Origin of the sequence: Tenacibaculum sp. 47A_GOM-205m (assembly GCF_000518405.1) — a bacterium.
GTDB lineage: Bacteria > Bacteroidota > Bacteroidia > Flavobacteriales > Flavobacteriaceae > Polaribacter > Polaribacter lutimaris.
The window spans coordinates 208775-232750 of sequence record NZ_KI912431.1 but is presented as its reverse complement, the minus strand read 5'-3'; the positions used below and the strand labels follow the sequence as shown (position 1 = coordinate 232750).

General features: G+C 32.5%; 29 protein-coding genes. 25 read left to right on the top strand and 4 right to left on the bottom strand.

Annotated elements, in window-relative coordinates; translation table 11 throughout:
- Positions 1-33 precede the first annotated feature (33 nt).
- Positions 34-1314 carry an amidohydrolase family protein gene (locus tag N534_RS0113245; protein WP_028892935.1) on the bottom strand — a complete coding sequence of 427 codons (1281 nt, stop codon included), beginning with the start codon at positions 1312-1314 and terminating at the stop codon, positions 34-36.
- Positions 1315-1388: 74 nt separating this feature from the next.
- Between N534_RS0113245 and N534_RS0113240 the strand changes: the two genes are divergently transcribed.
- Genes N534_RS0113240 through N534_RS0113225 form a run of 4 tightly spaced genes read left to right on the top strand, consistent with a single transcriptional unit; the run spans position 1389 to position 4575 of the window.
- Positions 1389-2069, top strand: a complete 681-nt coding sequence (locus N534_RS0113240) for an SDR family oxidoreductase (RefSeq protein ID WP_028892934.1) — start codon at positions 1389-1391, stop codon at positions 2067-2069.
- A 15-nt stretch (positions 2070-2084) separates the two neighbouring features.
- A complete protein-coding gene (locus N534_RS0113235; RefSeq protein WP_028892933.1) occupies positions 2085-2684 on the top strand; it encodes a SprT-like domain-containing protein in 600 nt (199 codons plus the stop codon).
- A 7-nt stretch (positions 2685-2691) separates the two neighbouring features.
- A complete protein-coding gene (locus N534_RS0113230) occupies positions 2692-3768 on the top strand; it encodes a mannose-1-phosphate guanylyltransferase (protein WP_028892932.1) in 1077 nt (358 codons plus the stop codon).
- Between the two features lie 39 nt (positions 3769-3807).
- On the top strand, positions 3808-4575 hold the full coding sequence (locus tag N534_RS0113225; RefSeq protein ID WP_028892931.1) for a hypothetical protein: 768 nt from the start codon (positions 3808-3810) through the stop codon (positions 4573-4575).
- 2 nt (positions 4576-4577) lie between these two features.
- On the opposite strand, the gene lpxK is transcribed toward N534_RS0113225, so the two are convergent.
- Positions 4578-5615 carry a tetraacyldisaccharide 4'-kinase gene (gene lpxK, locus N534_RS0113220; RefSeq protein ID WP_028892930.1) on the bottom strand — a complete coding sequence of 346 codons (1038 nt, stop codon included), beginning with the start codon at positions 5613-5615 and terminating at the stop codon, positions 4578-4580.
- A gap of 102 nt (positions 5616-5717) precedes the next feature.
- Here lpxK and N534_RS0113215 point away from each other — a divergent pair, with 102 nt between their 5' ends.
- From N534_RS0113215 to N534_RS0113115, 21 genes are all read left to right on the top strand, one after another.
- Positions 5718-6812: a Nif3-like dinuclear metal center hexameric protein gene (locus N534_RS0113215; protein WP_028892929.1), complete on the top strand. Its 1095-nt coding sequence runs from the start codon at positions 5718-5720 to the stop codon at positions 6810-6812.
- Positions 6813-6815: 3 nt separating this feature from the next.
- The gene (locus tag N534_RS0113210; protein WP_028892928.1) at positions 6816-7586 is read left to right on the top strand and encodes a zinc ribbon domain-containing protein; all 771 of its coding nucleotides are present in this window, start codon (positions 6816-6818) and stop codon (positions 7584-7586) included.
- Between the two features lie 343 nt (positions 7587-7929).
- On the top strand, positions 7930-8319 hold the full coding sequence (locus N534_RS0113205) for a hypothetical protein (protein WP_028892927.1): 390 nt from the start codon (positions 7930-7932) through the stop codon (positions 8317-8319).
- A gap of 181 nt (positions 8320-8500) precedes the next feature.
- Positions 8501-8923: a hypothetical protein gene (locus N534_RS0113200; protein WP_156025630.1), complete on the top strand. Its 423-nt coding sequence runs from the start codon at positions 8501-8503 to the stop codon at positions 8921-8923.
- Positions 8924-9225: 302 nt separating this feature from the next.
- A complete protein-coding gene (locus N534_RS0113195) occupies positions 9226-10092 on the top strand; it encodes an AraC family transcriptional regulator (protein ID WP_028892925.1) in 867 nt (288 codons plus the stop codon).
- A gap of 79 nt (positions 10093-10171) precedes the next feature.
- The gene (locus N534_RS0113190; protein WP_028892924.1) at positions 10172-10735 is read left to right on the top strand and encodes a sugar O-acetyltransferase; all 564 of its coding nucleotides are present in this window, start codon (positions 10172-10174) and stop codon (positions 10733-10735) included.
- A gap of 2 nt (positions 10736-10737) precedes the next feature.
- Complete coding sequence (locus N534_RS14855; RefSeq protein ID WP_197017723.1) at positions 10738-11187, top strand: cyclophilin-like fold protein; 450 nt, start codon at positions 10738-10740, stop codon at positions 11185-11187.
- Between the two features lie 16 nt (positions 11188-11203).
- Complete coding sequence (locus N534_RS0113180; RefSeq protein WP_038006198.1) at positions 11204-11707, top strand: cupin domain-containing protein; 504 nt, start codon at positions 11204-11206, stop codon at positions 11705-11707.
- 106 nt (positions 11708-11813) lie between these two features.
- Positions 11814-12770, top strand: a complete 957-nt coding sequence (locus tag N534_RS0113175; RefSeq protein ID WP_197017724.1) for an alpha/beta hydrolase — start codon at positions 11814-11816, stop codon at positions 12768-12770.
- A 323-nt stretch (positions 12771-13093) separates the two neighbouring features.
- Positions 13094-13534 carry a hypothetical protein gene (locus N534_RS0113170; protein WP_231517328.1) on the top strand — a complete coding sequence of 147 codons (441 nt, stop codon included), beginning with the start codon at positions 13094-13096 and terminating at the stop codon, positions 13532-13534.
- Positions 13535-13720: 186 nt separating this feature from the next.
- Positions 13721-14422 (top strand): hypothetical protein, encoded by a 702-nt coding sequence (locus tag N534_RS0113165; RefSeq protein WP_028892920.1) that lies wholly within the window; start codon positions 13721-13723, stop codon positions 14420-14422.
- 11 nt (positions 14423-14433) lie between these two features.
- Complete coding sequence (locus N534_RS0113160; protein ID WP_028892919.1) at positions 14434-15297, top strand: hypothetical protein; 864 nt, start codon at positions 14434-14436, stop codon at positions 15295-15297.
- A gap of 244 nt (positions 15298-15541) precedes the next feature.
- A complete protein-coding gene (locus tag N534_RS0113155) occupies positions 15542-15988 on the top strand; it encodes a MarR family winged helix-turn-helix transcriptional regulator (RefSeq protein WP_028892918.1) in 447 nt (148 codons plus the stop codon).
- The gene (locus N534_RS0113150; protein ID WP_197017722.1) at positions 15963-16394 is read left to right on the top strand and encodes an organic hydroperoxide resistance protein; all 432 of its coding nucleotides are present in this window, start codon (positions 15963-15965) and stop codon (positions 16392-16394) included. The genes N534_RS0113155 and N534_RS0113150 overlap by 26 nt, the downstream gene beginning before the upstream one ends.
- A gap of 11 nt (positions 16395-16405) precedes the next feature.
- Positions 16406-17041 carry a nitroreductase family protein gene (locus N534_RS0113145; RefSeq protein WP_028892916.1) on the top strand — a complete coding sequence of 212 codons (636 nt, stop codon included), beginning with the start codon at positions 16406-16408 and terminating at the stop codon, positions 17039-17041.
- 223 nt (positions 17042-17264) lie between these two features.
- On the top strand, positions 17265-18146 hold the full coding sequence (locus tag N534_RS0113140; RefSeq protein WP_028892915.1) for a hypothetical protein: 882 nt from the start codon (positions 17265-17267) through the stop codon (positions 18144-18146).
- Positions 18104-18271 (top strand): hypothetical protein, encoded by a 168-nt coding sequence (locus tag N534_RS15390; protein ID WP_156025629.1) that lies wholly within the window; start codon positions 18104-18106, stop codon positions 18269-18271. Before N534_RS0113140 ends, N534_RS15390 begins: the two co-directional genes overlap by 43 nt.
- Positions 18272-18285: 14 nt before the next feature.
- Positions 18286-18963 (top strand): hypothetical protein, encoded by a 678-nt coding sequence (locus N534_RS14850; protein ID WP_051435930.1) that lies wholly within the window; start codon positions 18286-18288, stop codon positions 18961-18963.
- An 87-nt stretch (positions 18964-19050) separates the two neighbouring features.
- Positions 19051-19698, top strand: a complete 648-nt coding sequence (pdxH, locus tag N534_RS0113125) for a pyridoxamine 5'-phosphate oxidase (protein WP_028892914.1) — start codon at positions 19051-19053, stop codon at positions 19696-19698.
- A 29-nt stretch (positions 19699-19727) separates the two neighbouring features.
- Positions 19728-20216, top strand: a complete 489-nt coding sequence (locus N534_RS0113120; protein WP_028892913.1) for a histidine phosphatase family protein — start codon at positions 19728-19730, stop codon at positions 20214-20216.
- An 8-nt stretch (positions 20217-20224) separates the two neighbouring features.
- Positions 20225-21121 carry a Ppx/GppA phosphatase family protein gene (locus N534_RS0113115; RefSeq protein ID WP_028892912.1) on the top strand — a complete coding sequence of 299 codons (897 nt, stop codon included), beginning with the start codon at positions 20225-20227 and terminating at the stop codon, positions 21119-21121.
- A gap of 143 nt (positions 21122-21264) precedes the next feature.
- Here the strand turns inward: N534_RS0113115 and N534_RS0113110 are convergent, their stop codons facing one another.
- Together N534_RS0113110 and N534_RS0113105 are read right to left on the bottom strand one after the other, a co-directional pair.
- Complete coding sequence (locus N534_RS0113110) at positions 21265-22713, bottom strand: DUF389 domain-containing protein (protein ID WP_028892911.1); 1449 nt, start codon at positions 22711-22713, stop codon at positions 21265-21267.
- A gap of 118 nt (positions 22714-22831) precedes the next feature.
- Positions 22832-23947, bottom strand: a complete 1116-nt coding sequence (locus tag N534_RS0113105; RefSeq protein ID WP_028892910.1) for an aminopeptidase C — start codon at positions 23945-23947, stop codon at positions 22832-22834.
- Positions 23948-23976 lie beyond the last annotated feature (29 nt).

Genomic DNA, 23976 nt, shown 5'->3' with positions numbered 1-23976 from the left:
AAACAGTTAAGAAATGGGATTTTTTATTTTCTCTTATTTTTTATAAATCACTCCATTTTTCATTACAAAAACTACGTTTTCCATTGTATGAATATTTTGAGTTGGATCTTCGTCTACTGCGACGATGTCTGCAAAAAAACCTTTTTTAATCTGACCTAACTCATTTTTCATATCTAACAATGCAGCATTAGTTACTGTAGCAGATTGAATGGTCTCCATAGCTGGCATCCCTGCTTCTACCATATATCCAAATTCTTTTCCATTCTTACCGTGTTTAAATACTCCAGCATCAGTACCAAAAGCTATTTTTACTCCTCTTTTGTAAGCCCTACTAAAAGTTCCTTGTATTTGCGGACCAACGGCTAATGCTTTAGGCACTACAATTTCTGGGTAAAATCCTTTTACTTTTGCTTTCTCTTCAACCTCTTTTCCTGCTGTAATAGTTGGTACTAAATATGCATCATATTTTTTCATCAACTCCATTGTTTCATCACTCATATAAGTTCCGTGCTCAATAGTTTTCACTCCTCCTATAATAGCCCTTTGCATTCCTTCATCTCCATGAGCATGAGCTGCCACGTGCATCCCATAATCTTTTGCAGTTTCACAAATCGCTTTTATTTCATCAATATTAAATTGTGGATTATCGCCACTTTTAGCCACACTTAACACACCTCCTGTTGCTGTAATTTTTATACAGTCAGCTCCATTTTTATAACGTTGACGTACTGCTTTTTTAGCATCTTCAATCGAATTCACAACCCCTTCTTTCGGACCTGGATTACCTATTAATTCTCTACTACTACCGTTTGTTGGATCTGCATGCCCACCTGTAGTAGCTAAAGATTTCCCTGCTGTAAACACTCGTGGACCAGTTATTTTTCCAGCTTTAATTGCCTTTGCTAATGAAATATTCACTCCAGTTCCTCCCAAATCTCTTACTGTCGTAAAACCATTTAATAAGGTTGTTTCTGCAAACTTTACAGAATTATACGCTCTATCAGCTTCATTTAAAATATATTTTTCCAACCTTGATTTCGGACTATGTTCACTTTCAATATGCACGTGCATATCAATTAACCCTGGCATTACTACCTTATCTTTTAAGTCTATAACAACATCTTCTGAATTTTCAGGGCTCACATATCCTTTTAATACATCAATAATTTTATTTCCATTTACTACAATGGTTTGCTCTTTATTTATTTTACCTTTTTCTGTATCAATTAACTTTCCGCAGAATATATAGGCATTCTGAGCAAATGAAACAATCGACATCGTTAAAAACAGCACTAAAAAAAATATTTTTTTCATGATAATTTAAGAATGATTAAGTAATAAATGTAGTGATTTTTATGTAGCTTGCCTTTTTAAATTTTAACAGTTACATGAAGAACGTTGTTATTACAGGAACCAGTAGAGGTATTGGTTTTGAATTAGCACAGCAATTTGCTAATCAAGGACATCAAGTATTAGCATTATCTAGAAATACAAAACCTTTAGAGCAAATAAATCATTCAAACATCACAACTATTTCTGTTGATTTATCTAACGAAATAGATATAGAAAAAGCGGTTAGTTTTGTTACTACCGAATGGAAAAAGGTAGATATTCTCATCAATAACGCAGGAAAATTGATTAATAAACCTTTTGAACAATTAACAACACAAGATTTTGAAGAGGTATATAGAGTAAATGTTTTTGCAGTTGCTGAATTAACTAGAAACCTTTTACCGTTTATGCAAAAAGGAAGTCATGTAATAACTGTAAGTAGCATGGGAGGAATTCAAGGAAGCATGAAGTTCCCTGGATTAGCTGCCTACAGCTCTGCCAAAGGTGCAGTAATTACTTTATCTGAATTACTAGCCGAAGAATATAAAGAACAACAAATAGCTTTTAACGTCTTAGCCTTAGGTGCTGTACAAACAGAAATGCTGGAGGAAGCTTTCCCTGGTTATGAAGCACCTTTATCAGCAAAAGAAATGGCTAACTACATTTTTGATTTTGCTTTAACTGGCAATAAGTATTACAACGGTAAAGTTTTACAAGTTTCTAGTTCTACCCCTTAAATTCAAGTATTACATTTGAAAAAAACACTAGTTAAATACATCCCTGAAGAAGCTATTCCATTAGTTGAATATTTAATTATTGAGCACAAAATCAATTTAAAAATAGTGAGTGAACGTCAAACTAAACACGGTGATTTTCGTCGCTTACCAAATGGGCACATGCAAATTACAGTGAATAACAACTTGAACCCTTATCAGTTTTTATTGACGTTAGTTCATGAAATTGCTCACCATGTTACTTATCAAAAATTTGGAAGAGTACAACCCCACGGTAAAGAATGGAAAACAGTATTCCAACATTTAATGCTCCCTTTTTTACAACCAGAAATCTATCCGAAAGATATACTACCATATTTAGCCAACTACCTAAAAAATCCGAAAGCTAGTACCGATACTGACGTGAATTTATCACTAGCTTTACGAAGAGGTCAATCTGAAAACGGAAAGAATTTTATCTTTGAAGTTCCTAATGGTAGTGTTTTTCAATTTAAAGACACCTTATACAAAAAAGGAAGTAAACGAAGAACACGCTATGAATGTTTAAATTTAGAAAACAAGCGTGTATATTTATTCAACCAAAATGCAGAAGTGAAACTAGTAGCTTTAAACAAATAATACTTGTATGAATACTAATTATTACGCAGTAATTATGGCGGGTGGCGTAGGTTCTCGCCTTTGGCCTGTAAGTACTGAAAAGTACCCTAAGCAATTTCATGATTTATTAGGAACTGGAGAGTCTTTGTTACAAAAAACCTTCAACAGAATTAATCAATTAATTCCAGTAGAAAATATTTTAATTGCCACTAATAAGCGTTACAAACAATTAGTATTAGAACAACTTCCTGAAATTAGCAACAAACAGCTACTACTTGAACCTACAATGCGTAACACTGCTCCTTGTATTTTATATGCTGCTTTAAAAATCCGTCAACAGAACGAAAATGCAGTGATGTTAGTTGCTCCATCGGATCATTGGATAGAAAACGAAACTGAATTTATTAAGAATATTGAGACTTCTTTTAAGGCTTGTGCTAAAGAAGACATGTTAATGACTTTAGGAATTCAACCAAATCATCCTAATACAGGGTATGGTTATATTCAGTTTGAAGAAAACTCTTCTGAAATAAAAAAAGTAAAAACCTTTACCGAAAAACCTAACCTAGAAAAAGCTACAGAATTTTTAGCGAGTGGTGATTATCTGTGGAACGCCGGCATTTTTGTTTGGTCAGTTTCAAGTATTTTAGATACTTTTAAAAAGTACCTCCCTAAAATGGTTAACATTTTAGACAATGGAAATAATGTATACAACACTGATCTTGAAGACGATTTTATAAAGAACAACTATGAAAAGTGTGAAGACATTTCTATTGACTTCGGAATTATGGAACGTTCTGAAAAAGTACATGTGCTCCCTGTAGATTTTGGCTGGAACGATCTAGGTACTTGGGGATCTTTATACGATAAATTAAGTAAAGACAAGTATCAAAACGCAACTGTTGGTGCTAATACTATTTTTAAAGACGCTAACGGAAATATGATTAGCACTCAAAACGGTAAGAAAGTAGTGGTTCAAGGGTTACAAGATTTTATTGTAGTTGAAAAAGATGATGTATTGGTTATTTGTCCACGTAAAGAAGAGCAAGACATAAAACAACTACGAACAGAAGCAAAAGATGCTTTTGATGAAAAGCATGTATAACTGCCATAATACTTTATATCATTAAAAAATGCTATAAAAATGAATCGAAATTATGTTGACGGTACTCTTATTACTCTTGTTAAATTAATTATAATTATACCTTTTGGAACCACTTACTTAGCCTTGATTGGCTATATAGGGGTTCAAAACCCTAGAACCGACTATTTTATTTTTGCTTTTTTCTATGGTTTATTCTCTTCTCTTTTAATCAAATACATTATAGATTCTAACAAAAGACGTTTCATTTATGATATTAAACACAAAAGAATAAAACCTATATTAAATTTTAAATATACCAAAAGTGAATGGATTCTTTTTATTCAAGAAAACCTAACAAAAAGAAAGAATAAACATACTATAATTGTTCTGTGCATTTTCTTCATTTCCATTTCCTTAATACTTTGGGGTTATAACTTAAAAAATGATGGTGAGTTTGCTTTAGCTGTAGGTTACAACTTATTAATGATTTCTATTTTCTGGGGAATATTCTCGTACAGATTTTCAATATCTCCCTTAAAACACGCTTTAGACTGTCCTCTAAGAGAGATTCAATGTTTTAAATATGGCTTAGTTCTCATGAACGAATACTATATTATTAAAACCTTTAGTTATATGAAAAACGTATCGTTAAACAAAAATCACAACAAACACAGTATTTGCTTTATAGATGAGACTAAAGGTACTAGCCTTGAAAGATATGATGCTAATAGAATTATGAAATTTACTTTACCAATACCAAAAGAAGAAAAAGAAAATTCAAGAAAAATATATACCAAAGCTTTTAGAAGCCTATTAACAAGTAAATAAAATTACTTTGTTTTTACTCTTCTTATTTCTTCTAACACCAAAGAATCAAAAGCTTTTTCTTCACTTAAAAACTTACTTTTTATAGAAATATAATTAAGATTATCAATTTTACCCTCCAATCGCATATAATCCTTTTCAGTAGTCAAAATGATTTTTTGTTCAGATGGTAACTCATCAAAAGCTTTCTTAATAGTTGAAATGTCTTGCTGAGTAAAATTGTGATGATCTGGAAAATTTAAATGTATAAAACGTACTTCCTTTTCTTCCAAGAATTTTAATAATGGTTTAGGGTTCGCAATTCCTGTCACTAACAACACTTCTTTACCTTTCAAGTCTGAAATTGCTAGTTCTTCTGTTCCTTTTAAATTTTCATCGTAAGCAATCGTTGTAAAGAACACTTTTTGATACGACTTCGGTTTTATCTTTCGTACTATCTTTTCTTGCTCTGCCTTCGATAAATTCTCAGAACATTTAGTAACCACAATTACACTCGCTCGTTTAGCTCCTCTCCTACTTTCACGTAAATTCCCTGTTGGCAATACAAAATCATCAACATATAAGTCATTATACTTAGTTAGTAAAATATAACTACTTGCAGTTACTTTTCTGTGCTGATAAGCATCATCTAACAATACTACTTGTGGCGGAATATCTTTCTGTAACAACTGCTGAATTCCGTTTGTTCTATCAGCATCCACAGCCACTGTAATATCATTTTTAAATTTCTTATAAAATTGCAGCGGTTCATCTCCAACATCTTCAGCTGTATGCGTATCATTTACCAATTGAAACCCTTCTGTTTTACGTTTATAACCACGACTTAACACCACTATTTTATAATCATCCTTTAATAAGCGTATCAAATATTCAATCTGCGGAGATTTTCCTGTTCCACCAACACTTAAATTTCCAACAGCAATTACTGGGATATCAAAAGAAGTTGATTTTAAAACACCTAGATTAAAAAACCAATTACGAATTCTCGTAATAGCATCGTACAAAACAGCAAACGGAAATAATAAAAATCGAAGTAGCTTCATTACACCAAAAGTAATAATTTAAGCATTAATGTACAGGATACTTTTATTTTCATTTTTCTACTTTGTAACTTTGCTATAGTAATATTTTGAAAACGTACCCAAATGCAAATAAAAGACGTCACCAACTATATTGAACAACTGGCACCACTCTCGTATGCCGAAGATTTTGACAATGTTGGTTTATTAATAGGTAATTACAGTACTAAAGTTACAGGAGTTTTAGTTACGCTAGATACCCTTGAAGAAACTATAGACGAAGCAATTGCTAAAAACTGTAACCTTATTGTAAGTTTTCATCCCATTGTATTTAGCGGACTAAAAAAGATTAACGGCAACAATTATGTAGAACGCGTTGTATTAAAAGCTATTCAAAATAACATTGCTATTTATGCTACTCATACTGCATTAGACAATGTAAATAATGGTGTCTCAGCAAAAATGGGAGAAGTTTTAGGGTTAAAAAACATGAAAACCTTAATTCCTAAAAAAGGAATCATCAAAAAACTAACAACGTATGTTCCTTCTCAAAATGCTGACAACCTTCGTAATAAATTATTTGAAGAAGGTGCTGGTAATATTGGTAATTATGACAACTGCTCTTTTAATGTAGAAGGAAAGGGAAGTTATAAAGGAAACGAAAATTCCAATCCAACAGTAGGCGAAAAAGGGAAATTGATGTTTGAAGAAGAAACATGCATTACTGTAACTTTTGATTCTTTTTTAGAAGGAAAAATACTTTCAGCTCTCTTTAAAAATCATCCGTATGAAGAAGTTGCCTATGAAGTTATAACCTTAGACAATCAAAACCAACACGTAGGTATGGGTATGATTGGAGAACTTCCATCAGCAATGGACGAAAAAGACTTTTTATTATTTGTAAAAGAAACGTTTAAAACAGACTGTGTTAGACATTCTGAACTACTTGACAAACCTATTAAAAAGGTAGCTGTATTAGGAGGTTCAGGAAGTTTTGCTATTAAAAACGCAATGCGAGCTGGTGCAGATGCTTACATAAGTGCTGATTTTAAATACCATGAGTTTTTTAAAGCAGAAAAAAGAATATTACTTGCAGATGTAGGACATTATGAAAGCGAACAATTTACAAAAAATCTTTTAGTTGATTATCTTAGCAAAAAATTTAGTACTTTTGCAATTATTTTAAGCGAAAAGAGTACAAATCCAATACACTATATTTAACAGATGGCAAAAAAAGAAGTAACGGTAGAAGAAAAATTAAGAGCGTTATATGATTTACAGTTAATCGATTCTAGAATTGACGAAATTAGAAACGTTCGCGGTGAATTACCTTTAGAAGTTGAAGATTTAGAAGATGAAGTTGCCGGATTAAACAAGAGACTTTCTAATTTAGCTGAAGATGTTAAAAATTTAGAAACCGATATTAGCAATAAAAAATTAGCTATTGACGAATCTAAAACATTAATTAAGAAGTACGAAGAACAACAAAAGAACGTTCGTAATAACCGTGAGTTTGATTCTTTAACTAAAGAAATTGAATATCAAGAATTAGAAATTCAATTATCAGAAAAAAGAATTAAAGAATTCAAAGCTAAAATCGTTCAAAAGAACGAGGTTATCGAGAATACTAAAGAGAAATTAGCACAACAAGAAAACCATTTAACTCACAAAAAAGGTGAATTAGATGCTATTTTAAAAGAAACTGAAAAAGAAGAGCAGTTATTAAAGGAAAAATCAGAAGAGTTTTCTCAGTCTATCGACGATCACTTATTATCTGCTTATAAAAGAATTAGAACCAAAGTACGTAACGGATTGGCTGTTGTAGCTATTGAGCGTGGTGCTGCTGGAGGTTCTTTCTTTACAATTCCACCACAGGTGCAGTTAGAAATTGCTAACCGTAAGAAAATTACAATTGATGAGCATAGTGGACGTATCTTAGTTGATGCTGCTTTAGCACAAGAAGAAAAAGAAAAAATTGATAGTTTATTCGCTTAATATTTTTTCTACAATATATTTTTAAGCCCTCTTTTTAAGAGGGCTTTTTTGTTTATTATAGTACGAATATATTACATTAACTTTTTACCTAGTAATTTATTAGCCTAAACCTGTAGGCTCCTTTTTTTTGCTATATTTAGGCTGCTAAATAAAAAAAGAATAAAATTGCTAAAACTTTATATATCCCATACTATTCTCCGGATAAAACAACTAAGGTTTGGCATATAACGAGTTGTATGCCATTCTCCACATAAAGAAACTCTATTAATTTCTTAAGCTAACGAGTTAAATTTTGTGTAGGAAAATTATACTAAATTTAACCGTTAGTCAGAATTAAAACATAATGAATAAGTCACTTAAAATAGCAGTTGATAAACAGAGCGAGGAAGACTTGATTAAATCTCTGGATTTCAAAAAAACAAAAGACATTGATTCGAGTCAATATGACTTGATTGAAAAGGCTCTTTCTGGAAAGTGGCATAGTCAACACGAAGACATAGTGAACACCATTTATCTAGAAAGTCTCAAGGATGACCGATTCGTAGAACCAATTGTCAATATCGCTTTAGATAAGGAAACTTTCAGACCGTACGATGATGAATTAGAGTCGATTTTAAGAAAATGTGTACACGCATTAAAATCAATTGATTCGGAGAAATCAAATACTGCTCTAAAAAAATTAAAAGAATTGAATAACGAAAATGTGGAATACGCATTGAAAATGTATAAATAAAAACGGCATACAACAACACCTATACGCAATGCCCTCCGGGACACTGCGCATAGCCAAACCGTTGTATGCAATTTGAGAAACGTAAGTAATTGATATGAAAACAGTAAAAATTTTGTTGTGTTTTGCATTTATAACAATGATTATCGAAAATGCAAAAAGCCAAAATACAAATCAAATGAAAATGGATTCTCTAATTGAATCTTATAAGAATTTGACTGACAAAGAAAATGAGTATAATATTGAGTTTGTCAAAAATAAAAACACTTTGATTTTTAAATTTAAAACTCAAAACTCTGAAGAAATCGGATATAAAGTAATTCTGACTGATATTCATCCTCAAGGAATATTCCGTTTTGAATCGGACAATAAAACCTTCATAAGAATTTTATCAATCGATAATGGACATCGATTTATCAAAGAAAAATTCAGAAACGGATTTAGAGTCTCTAATACGACAAACGTCATTGACATTGGACTTCCAAAAATTGTGGATTTAGAAAAAACTGACAAAGTTATTAGAGACTTAAAAAGTGTTTTGGAAAAACCTGAAACGGATTCTGACGAAATTCAAATTGTTGGACCAAAATCAAAAAATGGAAATTAAAAAAACTGCATACAACACTGGCTATAGTTCATTGCTTCTGACTTTCCTATCGGAAAGTCCTCGCAAATTTGCTATCTTCGGTTTACGGCGGAAAATCCTCGCGGATTTTCACGCAACGAAACCATAGCCAAAACCGTTCTCTGCAAGCTGAAAAACCCACCGCACAAACAGCACATTTGGTTTTTGCCGACACAAAAGCCAACGCTTCAAAAAAAACAAAAGAGCTGTTTCTCGCCAACGCACGAAAGAGAACAATCACTTAAACAGAATATAGATTTGTTTGAATTTCTTAACTTTGCGCTATGTCAAGAATCTTATCAACATACAACAGCGAGTTAAAACTAAAAGGCTTCAATGTCTTTCAGATTGAAGAAGATGGTAATGCTACAAAAGTATATAGCCGAAAGGATTTTTATAAAATCTGTTTGACCACAGGCAAAAGTCGTATTCATTATGCCGACAGAAGTTTTGATGCCGAAGGAACCATTTTGTTCTTCGGAAACCCAAACATTCCCTACTCTTGGGAAACACTTTCTACCCAGTATGTGGGCTACACCATTCTATTTTCGGAAGACTTTTACACTTCGGGGAAACATTCGGAAACCTTGCAAAAATCGCCTTTGTTTAAAATGGGCGGCACACCGATTTTGGATATTTCGGAACATCAGCGACAGTTTTTAAACAGTATTTTCCAAAAAATGATTGAAGAACAACAATCTGATTACGAACATAAAGACGACCTGATTCGCAATTATATCGACTTGATTTTGCACGAATCATTAAAATTAAAACCGTCTGAAAATTACAACCAGGACAAAAACGGAGCAGAACGATTGACCAATGTTTTTATGGAGCTCTTGGAAAGGCAATTCCCTGTGGAAAGTCCCGACAGGCCACTTCTATTAAGAACCGCTAAAGATTATGCAAAAGACCTTTCGGTACACGTCAATTACCTGAACCGTGCCGTAAAGGAAGTTACGGGAAAAACCACTACAACCCACATCTCGGAACGTATTACCAATGAAGCCAAAGCAATCTTGCAAAACACCGATTGGAATGTTTCGGAAATCGCATACGCTTTGGGATTTGAGTACCCAACGTACTTTAATAATTTCTTCAAAAAACAAGCAGGAGTAAGTCCATCTTCCGTTCGGTTGGAAAAAGTTTGAATTTCATAACCATTGGTTTGAAAATCTTTAACAGCACCTATTAAAATCGCCCGACCTTTGTATTATAAAAAATACAAAGATGGATAAGTCAGATATTTTTGAGCGATTGAGAAACGGAGAAATTATTCCGTCCAGCGACAATCAACGACAGGAATTAAGAAATGCTTCATACGACACGAAAAAACTGCTCGTGCAAATGAACAATTCGACTGACCCAAATGAAGTCAGAAAATTATTTAGTCAAATCACAGATTCTGAAATTGACAAAAGTACAGCCGTATTCACACCACTTTACATCAATTATGGTAAGCACACCAAAATCGGCAAGAACGTTTTTATCAATTTCGATTGTGTGTTTTTGGATTTAGGTGGCATTACCATTGAAGATAATGTACTGATTGCACCAAAAGTCAGTTTGCTGTCCGAAGGACACCCTTTAGAACCCAAAAACAGACACTCACTCGTGCCGAAACCTATCCACATCAAAAAGAACGCTTGGATTGGTGCAAATGCCACAATTTTACAAGGCGTAACCATTGGCGAAAATGCTGTTGTTGCTTCGGGTGCAGTCGTTTCAAAAGATGTTCCCAACAATGCAATTGTAGGCGGTGTCCCTGCTAAAATCATAAAAAGCATTGAATAAGTATGAAGAAGCTGATTTATACAATTATTATTTTGTTGGGTTGTACGCAACTGTACGCTTGTAATAAGGATAAAGAATTGGATAAACCAAAACAGGAATCTATGAAACTAAAAATAACGATAGGAGAAAATACGGCAACGGCAATTATGTACGACAATCCTACGAGCAGGGATTTTACCACAATGCTCCCACTTACTGTGGAAATGGACGATTACGCCAATACGGAAAAGATATTTTATCCGTCCAAAAAACTTTCCACCGAAGATGCACCCAAAGGTTTCAAACCGTCCGAAGGCGATATTACACTGTATGCACCGTGGGGAAATATCGCTCTGTTTTATAAGGATTTCAGCTATTCCAACGGATTGATTTCCTTGGGGAAAGTCACAAACGGAATAAAGTATTTCAAAACAAACGGAAAAATTACCGTAACTATTGAATTGGAACAATAACCAAAAATTAAAAGATATGAACAAGTACATCAAAACGATTGCAATACTCACAGGAAGTTTATTTCTGATAACCGCTTGCAATTCAAACACCGAAAAAAATCAAGAAAATATGAAAACAGACAAAAACCAATTGGACGTTATTTTCCCTAAAGGCGAAAAAGGTTCAGCAGATTTTTTTACTGGAAACGCTTACAATATTGGATTAGTAGCACCAGATACTACATTTACTACGGCAGTAGGGAACGTGTATTTTGAACCCGGAGCAAGAAGCAATTGGCATTCGCATCCAGCGGGTCAAATTTTGATTATTACAGATGGTGTTGGCTATCACCAAATTGAAGGGCAGCCCATTGAAGTCATCAAAAAAGGGGATGTAGTGAAATGTCCGCCAAATGTAAGGCATTGGCACGGAGCAAGTCCTGATGTGGGTTTACAACAATTGTACATCGTACCCAACACGGAAAAAGGAATTGTAGATTGGCAAGAAGCCGTAACGGATGAGCAGTATAAAAAAGAGTAAAATGAAAATACAATTAATAGCAATGACTTTTTCCCTGATACTATTGGGAGCTTGTCAGCAAAAATCAGAAGTCAAGCAAGATGAACAAACACAAAAAACAGAAGCAATGAGCAATACATCAGAACACTACACTTTTGAGTTAAGTGATAAAGTAACACGTCAAAAAGTAACTTTTAAAAACCGATATGGGATTGAACTTACAGGCGATTTGTATATTCCAAAAAATGGTGGGAATAATTTACCTGCATTGGCGATTAGCGGGCCTTTCGGAGCGGTAAAAGAGCAATCCTCCGGTTTATATGCGAATCAAATGGCAGAACGTGGTTTTGTAGCCTTGGCATTTGACCCGTCCTATACAGGCGAAAGCGGTGGCGAACCACGGAACGTAGCATCACCTGACATCAACACTGAAGATTTTAGTGCAGCAATCGACTTTTTAGGTTTACAAGATAATATTGACAGAAACAAATTGGGTATTATTGGGATTTGCGGTTTTGGCGGTTTTGCGCTGAATGCCACAGCGGCTGATAAAAGGGTAAAAGCAGTAGCCACAACGAGTATGTACGATATGTCGAGAGTAAATGCAGAAGGTTATTTTGGTTCAACAACACCCGAACAACGTACCAAAATGTTAGAACAAATGAGCTTGCAACGTTGGGAAGATGCTAAAAACGGAACACCCAAGTATCCCGAGAACGGATTGGCACAGACCAACGAAGAATCACCCCAGTTTGTAAAAGAATATTATGATTATTACAAAACTGACAGGGGTTTTCACGAACGCTCTTTGAACTCAAACGGTGCTTGGACAGCTACCAATAGCCTGTCTTTTATGAATATGCCGATTTTGACCTACATTAAAGAAATTTCGCCAAGACCAATGTTGGTAATCGCAGGTGAAAATGCACACTCTAAATATTTTAGTGAAGATGCCTATAAAAATGCTTCCGAGCCAAAAGAACTAATGATTATTCCAAATGGGGTACATACCGATTTGTATGATAAGTTGGATATGATACCTTTTGACAAATTGGAAAGATATTTTAATGAAAACTTGAAATAATTTAGCCAACGCTAAAAACCATACACATTGCCAAGTCGCACCAGCCGACACACAAGCCAAAACTTGGCAAAGAGTATGGTTTTCCCAACGCTGACTGACAAGCGAAACGGAAGAAAGCCAGCAGAGAACAATGTGTATAAGCAATAGCGGTTTAAGTGTAAACTTGAACCGCTATTGTTTTAATTTAAGTATATTGCAAACTGAACAATTAGTGCTTAAAATCAGCTACTGCTCATACACTTGACCGTTAGCAACAAGTATCCAAACTAAAAAATCCTTTGAAAATCAGAAAGAGTAAAGAAGATATTCGAAAACAAATACTGTTGAAAATTAAATATTATCGAAATTCTAAAGGAATAACATTTTTCGATAATTCAAATAATTTAATAACAGAGGATTTTAATCTTGAAAATAATGAATTAGAAGTCGCTCTAATAAAATTTAACAGAAGACGAAAAATACTGTTGACAACCAAAAACATCTATTATTTAAACAAAAATAATATCCAAAAGATAGTCGGAGAAAATATAGACCGATTTGATTATATGGAATTTATTAATGGAGAAAAGATAATGGAAGAAAAATCAAGACTAAAAATCTTTTTTTTAAGATTTAAAATGAACTTTCGAATTGGAACCTATAGAATTGTAGAAAAGAATGACTCATTTATTGAGTTAAAAATATGGAAAACGAATTTTGCGGATTGTTTAAATGGAGGGATAAAGAAATTGAAATTTGTTGGAGCTAAATACGAAGGAATATAAACCAGTTGCTAACAAGGTGTATAATTAATTGCGGCTGAATTTCCTCGCCGGAAATTCAATCTTATTAATTATCTTTCCGAAACAACGGAAAAGAACTCACGTCCTTTTCCCGCAAAAAATCATACACAAATACGTTGTGTGTAATTAGACGAACCACATAGAACTAATAATTCAATTAAAATCAAAGTGAGCATATTCTCTTATCATTTAGTCGAACTTCCCTTTTTTGATGCGGTAAAAAGAATATTCTCGAATCCTATCTCCAAAAACACAAAAGGACTAATTCATTCGGAATATATGACAGCAATGACACTAGGTTCACCAATCTTTTCTCCCTCTAGGTTTTTAATTGGACAAGTAGCAGTTTTTATGCAATGGGAAAATGAAGCTGCACTTAAAAACTATTTAGAACAAAACAGTTTTGGAAGAATCCTGGCAAAAGGTTGGCATGTACGTTTATCTTTTGTTAGAGAATGGGGAAAGTTTAGTGGGTTCAAAATACCAAATCATAAAGACGAATTAGATAGTCCGAACTCTCCTGTAGTTGCTGTTACAATAGCAAGAATGAAACCTTTTGCAGTTCCTAGATTTATACATTGGGGCAGACCGGTTGAAAAACTTGTTAGAGATCACCCAGAAACAACTCTCTCATTGGCTTCAGTTAAATTTCCCAACACAGTATCGACCTTTTCAATTTGGAAGACTGAAAAAGAAATGACTAATATGGTTCGTGGTCATAGTCAAGTTGAAAAACCGAAAAGGCATTCGGACGCAATGAAAGAAAGAAAAAGAAAGGATTTCCATTTTGAGTTTACCACTCTTAGGTTTAAACCTTTATCAGAATTTGGAAAGTGGAAAGGTCAATCCAACTTTATTCCTAACATATAATATAGGCAATAATGGGGATAGCCAAAAAAAATCAGAACATACAAGATTGGATTACTCAACAATGGGTTATCCTTTTCGGAAAAAAAATTGACACTTTAAAATTCAAATGGCTTATAGGACCATTTGGAGAAACTCGTGGAATCGGGATTAAATTTATTGACCAATTAGCAAAAAATGAAAACTTGGTTGTCGAGAGTCAAAAAAAGGATAAGGGATTATTAGATTCAATCAAACATTTAAGGCTACCAAATACTGATTTTCAAAGACTATCTCCAGATGTAATAGACTTCTATGAAAACACTTCAAATTACGACCTACTCCTTAAAGCAAAATGGAATCCAATATTCAAAGTTTTTGGCTCCTTGGTCAGAATGATTTTCAGTAATAGAATTGAACAACTGAATGTTCCTACTCAAAACTTAGAAAATGGATTAGAGCTAACTAACGAAATAATTAAACTAATTGATTCAAAAACTAATGAAGTCAAAAGAACTATCTGGCTTAGAACCTTTAAGTCGACAGGTCAAGTAGTTTATTCAGGAGTTTATGAAACTTGTTCTTTACCAAATAAAGAAACTTGCATCAAAGCCGTTTTTCCTTTACCAAATGGCAATGCCTCTGTAATTTTATCTCCTAAAGTTGGTGAGAAAGGTGAACTCATTTTGGATTCATCCGGACAAAAAATTGGGGATAGTGGATTTTATTTTTTGCTTAGGGATTCAAAAGGTCAATTATGGACAAAATTTATCAAGTCATTTAAAGACAAGTTAGTCGTAAGTAGCGTAAATAATAAAATTACCGCAACGCAAACTTTGACTTTGTGGAATTTAAAAGTTCTCAAATTTGAATATGACATAAAAAAACACATTAAATAATAGTACTTTTTAGGACAATTGAATATCAGAAAGAAAATCCTATAGATGAAAAATTAGCTACACAACTTTACACCCAAACAATAACCTACGAATATCAAAATTTCAATACCGCATTAAACAGTTAATCATTCAGTAAAACAAGCGAATTAACATTCTTAAAATAATTTTCACATAATTTTACAATAATTAAATTGCACACAATTTAATTGTGCAATATATTTGTGCCTTTATTTATAAGTCAATTATGTCAGAACAATTAAAATTAACCAATCAAGTATGCTTTCCGGTTTATACGCTAGCGAAAGAAGTAATTAGTTTATACCGTCCCATACTAAAAAAGCTAGATTTAACATATCCTCAATATTTAGTAATGTTAGTTTTATGGGAAGAAGGTGATCAAAGTGTATCAGAAATAGGTTCTAAACTTAATTTGGACAGTGGTACCCTTACTCCTTTGCTTAAAAGGTTAGAGCATAAAAAACTTATAGAAAGAAAAAGAGAGATAACGGACGAACGCGTTGTGAAAATTAATTTAACAGAACTGGGGGAAAATATCCAAGAAAAAGCAGAATGTGTTCCTGGTCAAATTATGACTTCTCTAAATATTTCTGTTGACAAATTAACAGAACTCAAAAATATAATAGAACATATATTAAATCAGATTAATGGAAAAAATAAAACCAATTTATAATATCAGCGCCAAAGCAACTGGCGGAAGAAACGGACATGTAAAAAGTGAAAACGGAGTTTTAGAACTTGATGTTAGACATCCTAAAGCGCTGGGAGGAGCTAATGACGATTATCCAAATCCTGAAATGCTTTTTGCAGCAGGATATTCAGCTTGTTTTGATAGTGCGTTAAACTTAGTCATCAAAAAATCTAAAATTAATACTGGTACAACTACTGTTAAAGCAACAGTAAGTATTGGTCAAATAGAAAATGGTGGTTTTGGACTTGCAGTAGCATTAGATGTAAATATTCCTGATGTTTCTTTAGAAGAAGCAAAAGCCTTAACCGAAAAAGCTCATCAAGTTTGTCCTTACTCAAATGCTACAAGAGGAAATATTGAAGTAAAATTAAATACAACAAATAATTAAATATTAATATAATGTCATTAATAGAAAATCTTAACTGGAGACATGCTGTAAAAGCTTTTGATCCAAATAAAAAAGTAAGTGAAGAAAATATTGAAAAAATTATTGAAGCTGCTAGATTAGCACCAACCTCATCGGGGTTACAACAATTTAGAGTTATTTCAATATCAAATCAGGAGGTTAAAGAAAAGCTAGTACAAGGAGCTTTAAACCCTGATTCTATGAAAGACTGTTCGCATGTATTAGTTTTTGCTGCTTGGGACAACTATACAGAGGAAAGAATAGACAAAGTGTTCGACTATACTACAGACGAAAGAGGATTGCCTAGAGGTAGATTTAGTAGCTATACGGACATGCTTAAAAAAGTATATTTAGATCTTCCTGACGAAGTTAATTTTGCACACACATCAAGACAAACTTATATTGCTTTAGGGTTAGCTTTAGCACAAGCTGCAGAGCTAAAAGTAGACACTTGTCCTGCTGAAGGATTTGACAATAAAGTAGTTGATGAAGTTTTAGAATTAGATAAAATGGGCTTAAAAAGTGTATCACTAATGTACATTGGTTATGCCGACGATGAAAAGGACTGGATTAAACCAATGAAAAAAGTTAGAATTCCTAGAAACGAATTCGTAATTGATGTAAAGTAATTGTACAACAATCAATATCGTTTTATTTTAACCTTTAACTAATGCATTTTCTAATAGAGAATTCATTCAACAAAATCCCAAGCTAGTAGCTTGGGATTTTTTAGTATATTTAGTTCGCAAAAATGAAAAAAGAATAAAATTGCTAAAACTTCTGCTTATCCTGCCAAAAAAGGAGTATAATAGTAAGTTTATTCTGCTTATAAACTAGTTGTGCATAATTAAAATGAACTACATAGAAGCATTTAAAAAACTACAAGAATATTCAAAAAACTTAGAAAGTGTTGAATATGAAAAACTGATTGAAATACTTAAAAATTCAATCAGCAAAATACCTATCCCTTTAGCTAAACTTCAACAAGAAAGTTCTATTGAGAGAGCAAGAGCGAATAATGGAACACCACTTTTTAAATCTATTGAAGATTTAGGATATATAAAAAATCCAGATGTTATTAAAAAACTTAGCAAATTTGGAAGAGCAAATAAGCCTCACGAAGTCTTATTTTATTCAGCTATTCAAACATCTAAACTTGACCAAGCACGAGTAACAGCAATTGCAGAAACTTCACGATTATTTTTAGACACTAACTCTGTCCAAATGGATGGAGAACTTTTTACAATTAGTAGATGGAGGAATAAAGAAGAGTTAATTATTGCGGAAGTAGTTTATGCAGAAGAAGCAATTAAAAATAATGAAGACATTAAGGCTTCTTATGAAAAGCAAAAACAGTTTGCAAAAGAATTGAAAGGTGTTGATTCAGAATTTTTTGAAGATTTTTTGATTTTTATAAGTAACGAATATGCTCGTATTGCTGTAAGTCATAATGATTATAAAATATCAACTGCTTACACCGAATTAGTTTTAACACACAACGACGTTCAAGGAATTACTTACCCAAGTGTCCAAACTGGATATGTTGGAGCAAATTTAGTTTTACCAACAAACATAGTAGATGAGTTTTTATATCCAGAAGCTGCAACAACATCAATGTTGTATAAAAACAAAATGAAAATGACTTTGGGAAACGGCGGGCACTTTTCTAAGAAATTAGGTAATGAAATTGTTTGGGAGGAGCTGAAAGAAAGCGTCATATTGCAGGAGCATTAGGTGCTTCTCTTCTCGAAGTAATGATTAAAAAAGATTGGTTACGTAAAAAACCAAATTCTAGAGAAGTTATTATTACCTCTATTGGTAGAATAGAATTAAAAAATAGGCTAAATTTAGAGGTGTAAAAATATCATTACCCTTGAAGAAGCTACACTATATACTACTCTTTTTTCAACTTTCAGTTCAAGCACAACAAATATTATTTGTTGGAAATAGTTTAACCTATACGAACAACATGCCTAAAATGTTAGAGTATATCGGAAAACAACAAGGAATTACTATTAAAACCAAAAGCTTATGTTTTCCTAACTATGCTATTATTGATCATATTAACGACGGAAAGCTTCAAAAGTTATTGCAAAAAAAACAATTTGACTATGTTGTTATTCAACAAGGTCCTTCCTCACAAACAGAAGGAAGAAGAATGCTAATACAAGACGGAGCGACAATAAGAGCTCTTTGTAAACAATACAATACTAAACTTGGTTACTTTATGGTATGGCCATCCGTTAGATATTACCATACTTTTGATAAAGTAATAGAGAATCACAAATTTGCTGCCAAACAGAACGATGCTTTTTTGTTTCCTGTGGGAAATATATGGAAAGACTATAACACTTATAAAGGTAAAGAGTCTTTATACAGTCTAGATAACTTCCATCCTTCTACTGCTGGAAGTTTTGCAGCTGCTCTTACTATTTTTCATCAATTATATCCAACAAAAAACCTTCAACAGCTCCCTTTTAAAAAGTATAAAAAATGGGTAGCTGATGAAGATTCTTTTATATTAATTAAACAATTAATTCTTCAAGAATAAATTATAATGAGTCTCTTTATAAATCTTGCCTAAGTATGATTTTAAATAGTATAAAATTGTACTTTTACATAGTATAAATTAACAAGAATGGCACACGATTTAAGTGACTATAGAAAATCTTACGAAAAAAGAGAGTTACTAGAAAGCAACTGTCCTGAAAATCCTATTGAATTATTTAGAGATTGGTTTTTTACTGCAGATGAATCTGAGTTAGTAGATGAAGCAAATGCTATGACAATTGCATCTATTGGATTAGATGGTTTTCCAAAAAGTAGAGTTGTTTTATTAAAGAAATATACATGGGAAGGTTTTATTTTTTATACCAACTACAATTCAGAAAAAGGAAAGGCTATTTTAAACAACAACCATGTGTGTTTGTCATTTTTCTGGTCTGGTTTAGAGCAACAAATTATTATTAAAGGGAAAGCTGAAAAACTTGCCGAGAATTTATCTGATGGTTATTTTGAATCGAGACCAGACGGAAGTAAATTGGGAGCTTGGGCTTCTAAACAAAGTGAAGTAGTTACTTCACGTGAAGAACTAGACCAAAGGTTGAACTCTTTTGAAAAACAATTTGGAGACCAAGAAATTCCAAGACCAAAACATTGGGGTGGTTTTCTAGTCAAACCTGTTTCTATTGAGTTTTGGCAAGGACGCCCAAACCGTATGCACGACCGCATTCGATACACTTTACAAAAAGATTTTTCTTGGAAACTTGAACGTTTAGCTCCTTAGTTTTATATTTACATAGTATTTATATTTGAATGAAAACACTATATATCGTTCGTCACGCTAAATCATCATGGGAGTATGATAGCGTTAAGGATATTGATAGACCTTTAAAAGAACGTGGTATTAATGATGCCCATCTTTTGTCAAAATACCTAGCTAAGAAAATTAACAAACCTGATGTTTTTCTTTCTAGTAGTGCAAATAGAGCGCTGCATACAGCGGTTATTTTTTGTGAAAACTTTGGATACCCGTTATCAAACCTTAAAATAAAACGTCAGCTATATAATTTTAGTGATGGTTATTTAGTTAAAACTGTAAAAGCACTTGATGATAGTTTTGATAGTGCCATTGTATTTAGTCATGACCACGGTATTAATAGTTTTGTGAACAAATTTGGTAATAAACCTATTGCTCATGTAACTACATGTGGTGTTGTCGGAATTCAGTTTGATACTAAACACTGGAAAGATATTAAGAAAGGAAGCACTATATTAGTAGAGTTTCCTAAGAACCATAGATAAATCTATATATTTTGAAAATAAAGAAGTACGGCGCTATTGATATTGGATCTAATGCAGTAAGGTTATTAGTAGCTAACGTTATTGAAGAAAGAGATAGAGAACCCCAATTTAAAAAATCATCGTTAGTTCGTGTACCTATTCGTTTAGGTGCTGATGCTTTTGTTTCTGGACGAATTTCAGAAGCAAATACGCAACGAATGATTGATGCAATGCAAGCCTTTAAACTCATCATGAAAATTCATGGAGTTGAGCGATATAAAGCTTGTGCTACCTCAGCGATGAGAGAAGCTGAAAATGGTGAAGAAGTTGCTAATTCTATTTTAAAAAATACTGAAGTTAAAATTGATATTATAGATGGTAAAAAAGAAGCAGCTATTATATCTTCTACCGATTTAAACCAATTAATAGAATCTGACTCTACTTACTTATATGTTGATGTAGGTGGTGGTAGTACCGAATTCACCTTATTTTCAAAAGGAAAAATTATTCGTTCTAAATCGTTTAAAATAGGTACCGTACGTTTACTTAACAATAAGAAATCTGAAAACAAAATTCTTTTTGGTAAAGTACAAAACTGGATTGAAGAAAACACCAGTGATTATAGACGAATTTCTTTAATTGGATCAGGAGGAAATATTAACAAACTCTTTAAAATGTCTGGAAGAGATATTGGTAAACCTATTTCATACATTTACTTGAATGCTCAATACCAATTCTTAAAAAAAATGAGCTATCAAGAACGTATTTCTGAATTAGGTTTAAACCCTGATAGAGCCGATGTTATTGTTCCTGCTACAAAAATATACCTATCTGCCATGAAATGGAGTGGAGCCAGAAAAATTTATGTTCCTAAAATTGGACTTTCAGACGGAATTATTAAAAGTTTATATTTCAACAAGTTTTAAACCTTATTTTGTGACTTTCACAGGATAATAGTGTCATATAGTTAGAGTAATTTCTTATTTATTAGAAATACTCTAACAAAAAATCAAAAACAAAAACCTCGCTGTTGCGAGGTTTTTTTTATAATACACAATATATCTTTTTGCTACTTTCTTCTTATTTGAATTTTATCAGTTTTCAATTCTTTTTGTATCCAAGTTCTTAACTCTCTCTCATTTTTTACCATAATAGAGTCTGCTAACTTTTTATTCCAACTTATAGATACGACTGTAGAGGTATCTACCTTTATAAAATCACTTGACGATAATACTTTTGCTAAACTCATTTCTTTTATATCATTAAATCGAATTTTTGCTTCTGTACTAATTTTATTGAAAGGAATTGAGTTTTTATCTCTATACAAAGCATCTTGCTCTATTCTTTGATTTAAACTAGAAATTGTTCTTTTCAAATCATCAATCTCCATGTGTAAACCTGTTATGATATTATCTTTTTCATCTAATTCTTTTACAGCTCTATCATAAGCATCTACTACCCTATCAACACTTTTAGCTTTGTTTTCATTAATAACTAAAGAATAAGCATCAATTTTAGGAAAGGTTTTTAATTCGTTTCGTAAAAAAGATTCAGTTGCATCACTTACGTCTCCGTTAAAAAATAATTTTATTGTTTTCTCTTTAACCTCTAGCTTTTCACGTTGTAACCATAAATTAGGATTATCATACACTTTTGCTTTTAAGAACCTTTTATAGCTTGCATCAATTACACTTTCATTATATACTCCCACGAAAGTAAACACAGCAGGAACCATTACCAAAAAAGCAATAAATGATGCTATTTGCGCTATTCTTTTACGTTTAGCAGAATTTACATAACGAATCATTGTAAACCCTAATAACTTCAACACTAAGAAGGTTGCTAAAGCAATAAAAATGGTGTTGATTGTAAATAAATACATCGCACCAAGAAAGTAGTCAAAATTACCTATTGCTAAACCATACCCTGCTGTACACAATGGCGGCATTAAGGCTGTAGCAATTGCTACACCAAATATTACAGAAGCAATCGTTCCTTTTTTAGTTCGTGCAATAATTAATGCTAAACCACCAAAGAAAGCAATTAACACATCTCTAATATCAGGTCTTACTCTACCTAATAATTCTGAGGTTTCTTCACGAAGTGGAAATATAAAAAAGAATAAAAACGCTGTTAATAAACTTAACACAATCATTGTAGCTAAGTTTGTTAACGATTTGCGTAATGTATCAATATCGTTAATAGCAATTGACATTCCTACTCCTAAAATAGGCCCCATTAAAGGAGATATTAACATGGCTCCAATTACCACAGCTGTTGAGTTTGCATTCAACCCTATAGATGCCACAAAAATAGAACATATTAAAATCCACGCTGTGGCTCCTTTAAAAGAAATATCACTTTTTATTGCTTCTATTGTTGCCTCTTGGTCTGTATCATCTCTAAAATCAAGAAGTTCTAATATAAACTTCTTTATCTTTTCCCATAAGCCTTTCGCGTCTTGCTGTATAGTTTGCTCTGATTGCTCTACAGCTTCCTCTTGCTTATTTTCTTCCATATTTTTCATTTTTATTAACTTCGGAAAGATACAAAATTCCCGAATTAGAAAAGATATAAAAAACGCTTGTAAGCATTGAACCCACAAGCGTTTAAGAATTTTGTTTAAAAACCGTTATTTAGTTAATGTGTAATTTATTTTTCAATTTTGGTGAAATTCCATCTTTGTGTAATAAAACAGATATTGTTTTTAATCTAAAGTAAGGAACTGACATATACACATACCCCTGATTTCCTTGGTTTTTACCCCAAGAATTCTTTACTTTAAAATAGGTATTTCCTTTTTGGTCTTTTACCAAACCTACAATATGCATTAAGTGATCATCGGTTGTGTTAAAATTTTCAAATTCTGTTTGACGTAAACTTGGTGTAATTGTTTTTTCTTCTACAATTTCTGTCAACGCTTTTTTATTTTCTGTACTACTCGCAGGAATTACAGCAACTCCACTTTTTGATGAAAATGTTTTTTCTGAAACATCACAGTCTAACTCTACTGTATATCCTTTTTTAATAGCTTCTTCTGTTACAGCTACTAATTCGTCTAAAGAAACATTATAAAATGCTCCATTTGAAAAATTATCAGGAATGTTTAAAATGAACTGATCGTATTTTTTTGCATGCTTAAAAGAACTAATCGTTACATAGTTTGAAGGATCTATTTTTACATATTCTGCAAACGATTTAGGAGTATATTTTTTTCCTTTGAAAGTGAACTCTTCTTTATTTTTTCCTAAATACACATCTAAAACACTTTCTACCGATTGCTTCCATTTTGGACTTAATTCTCCTGCTGGGTTTTTAATGTAAGCATCTAACATCGATTTTAACACCGCAATCATTTCAGCGTGATTATGTCTGTCTTGCCCAAGATCTAAACCAGTAAAAACTTGCTCAGGTACTAATCCGTATTTTTCTACTGAATTAATTACATCGTGCGCTAAACCTCCTTCGCTAAATTGTGCTTTTCCTTGACGGTATAAATAATTATTTGCTTTATCTGAATACGTATTACGAACCGTGTACATTTCAGATAAATCAATGTTTTTACCTGTTAATCTGATAATTTCTGATTCTAAAAAAGAGGTTGTAGAAAAACTCCAACATGTTCCTGTTCTTCCTTGACTTTTAACTTCTGTATCTTCAATATCTTTTACTGTTGAAAACTGATACTTTTGTGCTGAAGTTGAAGTTATACTTAAAAAAGTTAATGCCGCTCCTAATAGAATTTTTTTCATGTTTAAAAATCTTATGATAATTTAAGCAA

What these genes read in the sequence shown, in the direction of transcription:
- N534_RS0113140 (WP_028892915.1), top strand. Translation starts at nt 17,265, where the DNA reads ATGAACTACATAGAAGCATTTAAAAAACTACAAGAATATTCAAAAAAC.
- N534_RS0113215 (WP_028892929.1), top strand. Translation starts at nt 5,718, where the DNA reads ATGCAAATAAAAGACGTCACCAACTATATTGAACAACTGGCACCACTC.
- N534_RS0113190 (WP_028892924.1), top strand. Translation starts at nt 10,172, where the DNA reads ATGGATAAGTCAGATATTTTTGAGCGATTGAGAAACGGAGAAATTATT.
- N534_RS0113195 (WP_028892925.1), top strand. Translation starts at nt 9,226, where the DNA reads ATGTCAAGAATCTTATCAACATACAACAGCGAGTTAAAACTAAAAGGC.
- N534_RS0113210 (WP_028892928.1), top strand. Translation starts at nt 6,816, where the DNA reads ATGGCAAAAAAAGAAGTAACGGTAGAAGAAAAATTAAGAGCGTTATAT.
- N534_RS14855 (WP_197017723.1), top strand. Translation starts at nt 10,738, where the DNA reads ATGAAGAAGCTGATTTATACAATTATTATTTTGTTGGGTTGTACGCAA.
- N534_RS0113245 (WP_028892935.1), bottom strand. Translation starts at nt 1,314, where the DNA reads ATGAAAAAAATATTTTTTTTAGTGCTGTTTTTAACGATGTCGATTGTT.
- pdxH (WP_028892914.1), top strand. Translation starts at nt 19,051, where the DNA reads ATGGCACACGATTTAAGTGACTATAGAAAATCTTACGAAAAAAGAGAG.
- N534_RS0113120 (WP_028892913.1), top strand. Translation starts at nt 19,728, where the DNA reads ATGAAAACACTATATATCGTTCGTCACGCTAAATCATCATGGGAGTAT.
- N534_RS0113155 (WP_028892918.1), top strand. Translation starts at nt 15,542, where the DNA reads ATGTCAGAACAATTAAAATTAACCAATCAAGTATGCTTTCCGGTTTAT.
- N534_RS0113200 (WP_156025630.1), top strand. Translation starts at nt 8,501, where the DNA reads ATGGATTCTCTAATTGAATCTTATAAGAATTTGACTGACAAAGAAAAT.
- N534_RS0113240 (WP_028892934.1), top strand. Translation starts at nt 1,389, where the DNA reads ATGAAGAACGTTGTTATTACAGGAACCAGTAGAGGTATTGGTTTTGAA.
- N534_RS0113150 (WP_197017722.1), top strand. Translation starts at nt 15,963, where the DNA reads ATGGAAAAAATAAAACCAATTTATAATATCAGCGCCAAAGCAACTGGC.
- N534_RS0113145 (WP_028892916.1), top strand. Translation starts at nt 16,406, where the DNA reads ATGTCATTAATAGAAAATCTTAACTGGAGACATGCTGTAAAAGCTTTT.
- N534_RS0113105 (WP_028892910.1), bottom strand. Translation starts at nt 23,947, where the DNA reads ATGAAAAAAATTCTATTAGGAGCGGCATTAACTTTTTTAAGTATAACT.
- N534_RS0113175 (WP_197017724.1), top strand. Translation starts at nt 11,814, where the DNA reads ATGAGCAATACATCAGAACACTACACTTTTGAGTTAAGTGATAAAGTA.
- N534_RS0113180 (WP_038006198.1), top strand. Translation starts at nt 11,204, where the DNA reads ATGAACAAGTACATCAAAACGATTGCAATACTCACAGGAAGTTTATTT.
- N534_RS0113225 (WP_028892931.1), top strand. Translation starts at nt 3,808, where the DNA reads ATGAATCGAAATTATGTTGACGGTACTCTTATTACTCTTGTTAAATTA.
- lpxK (WP_028892930.1), bottom strand. Translation starts at nt 5,615, where the DNA reads ATGAAGCTACTTCGATTTTTATTATTTCCGTTTGCTGTTTTGTACGAT.
- N534_RS0113110 (WP_028892911.1), bottom strand. Translation starts at nt 22,713, where the DNA reads ATGGAAGAAAATAAGCAAGAGGAAGCTGTAGAGCAATCAGAGCAAACT.
- N534_RS0113160 (WP_028892919.1), top strand. Translation starts at nt 14,434, where the DNA reads ATGGGGATAGCCAAAAAAAATCAGAACATACAAGATTGGATTACTCAA.
- N534_RS0113205 (WP_028892927.1), top strand. Translation starts at nt 7,930, where the DNA reads ATGAATAAGTCACTTAAAATAGCAGTTGATAAACAGAGCGAGGAAGAC.
- N534_RS0113230 (WP_028892932.1), top strand. Translation starts at nt 2,692, where the DNA reads ATGAATACTAATTATTACGCAGTAATTATGGCGGGTGGCGTAGGTTCT.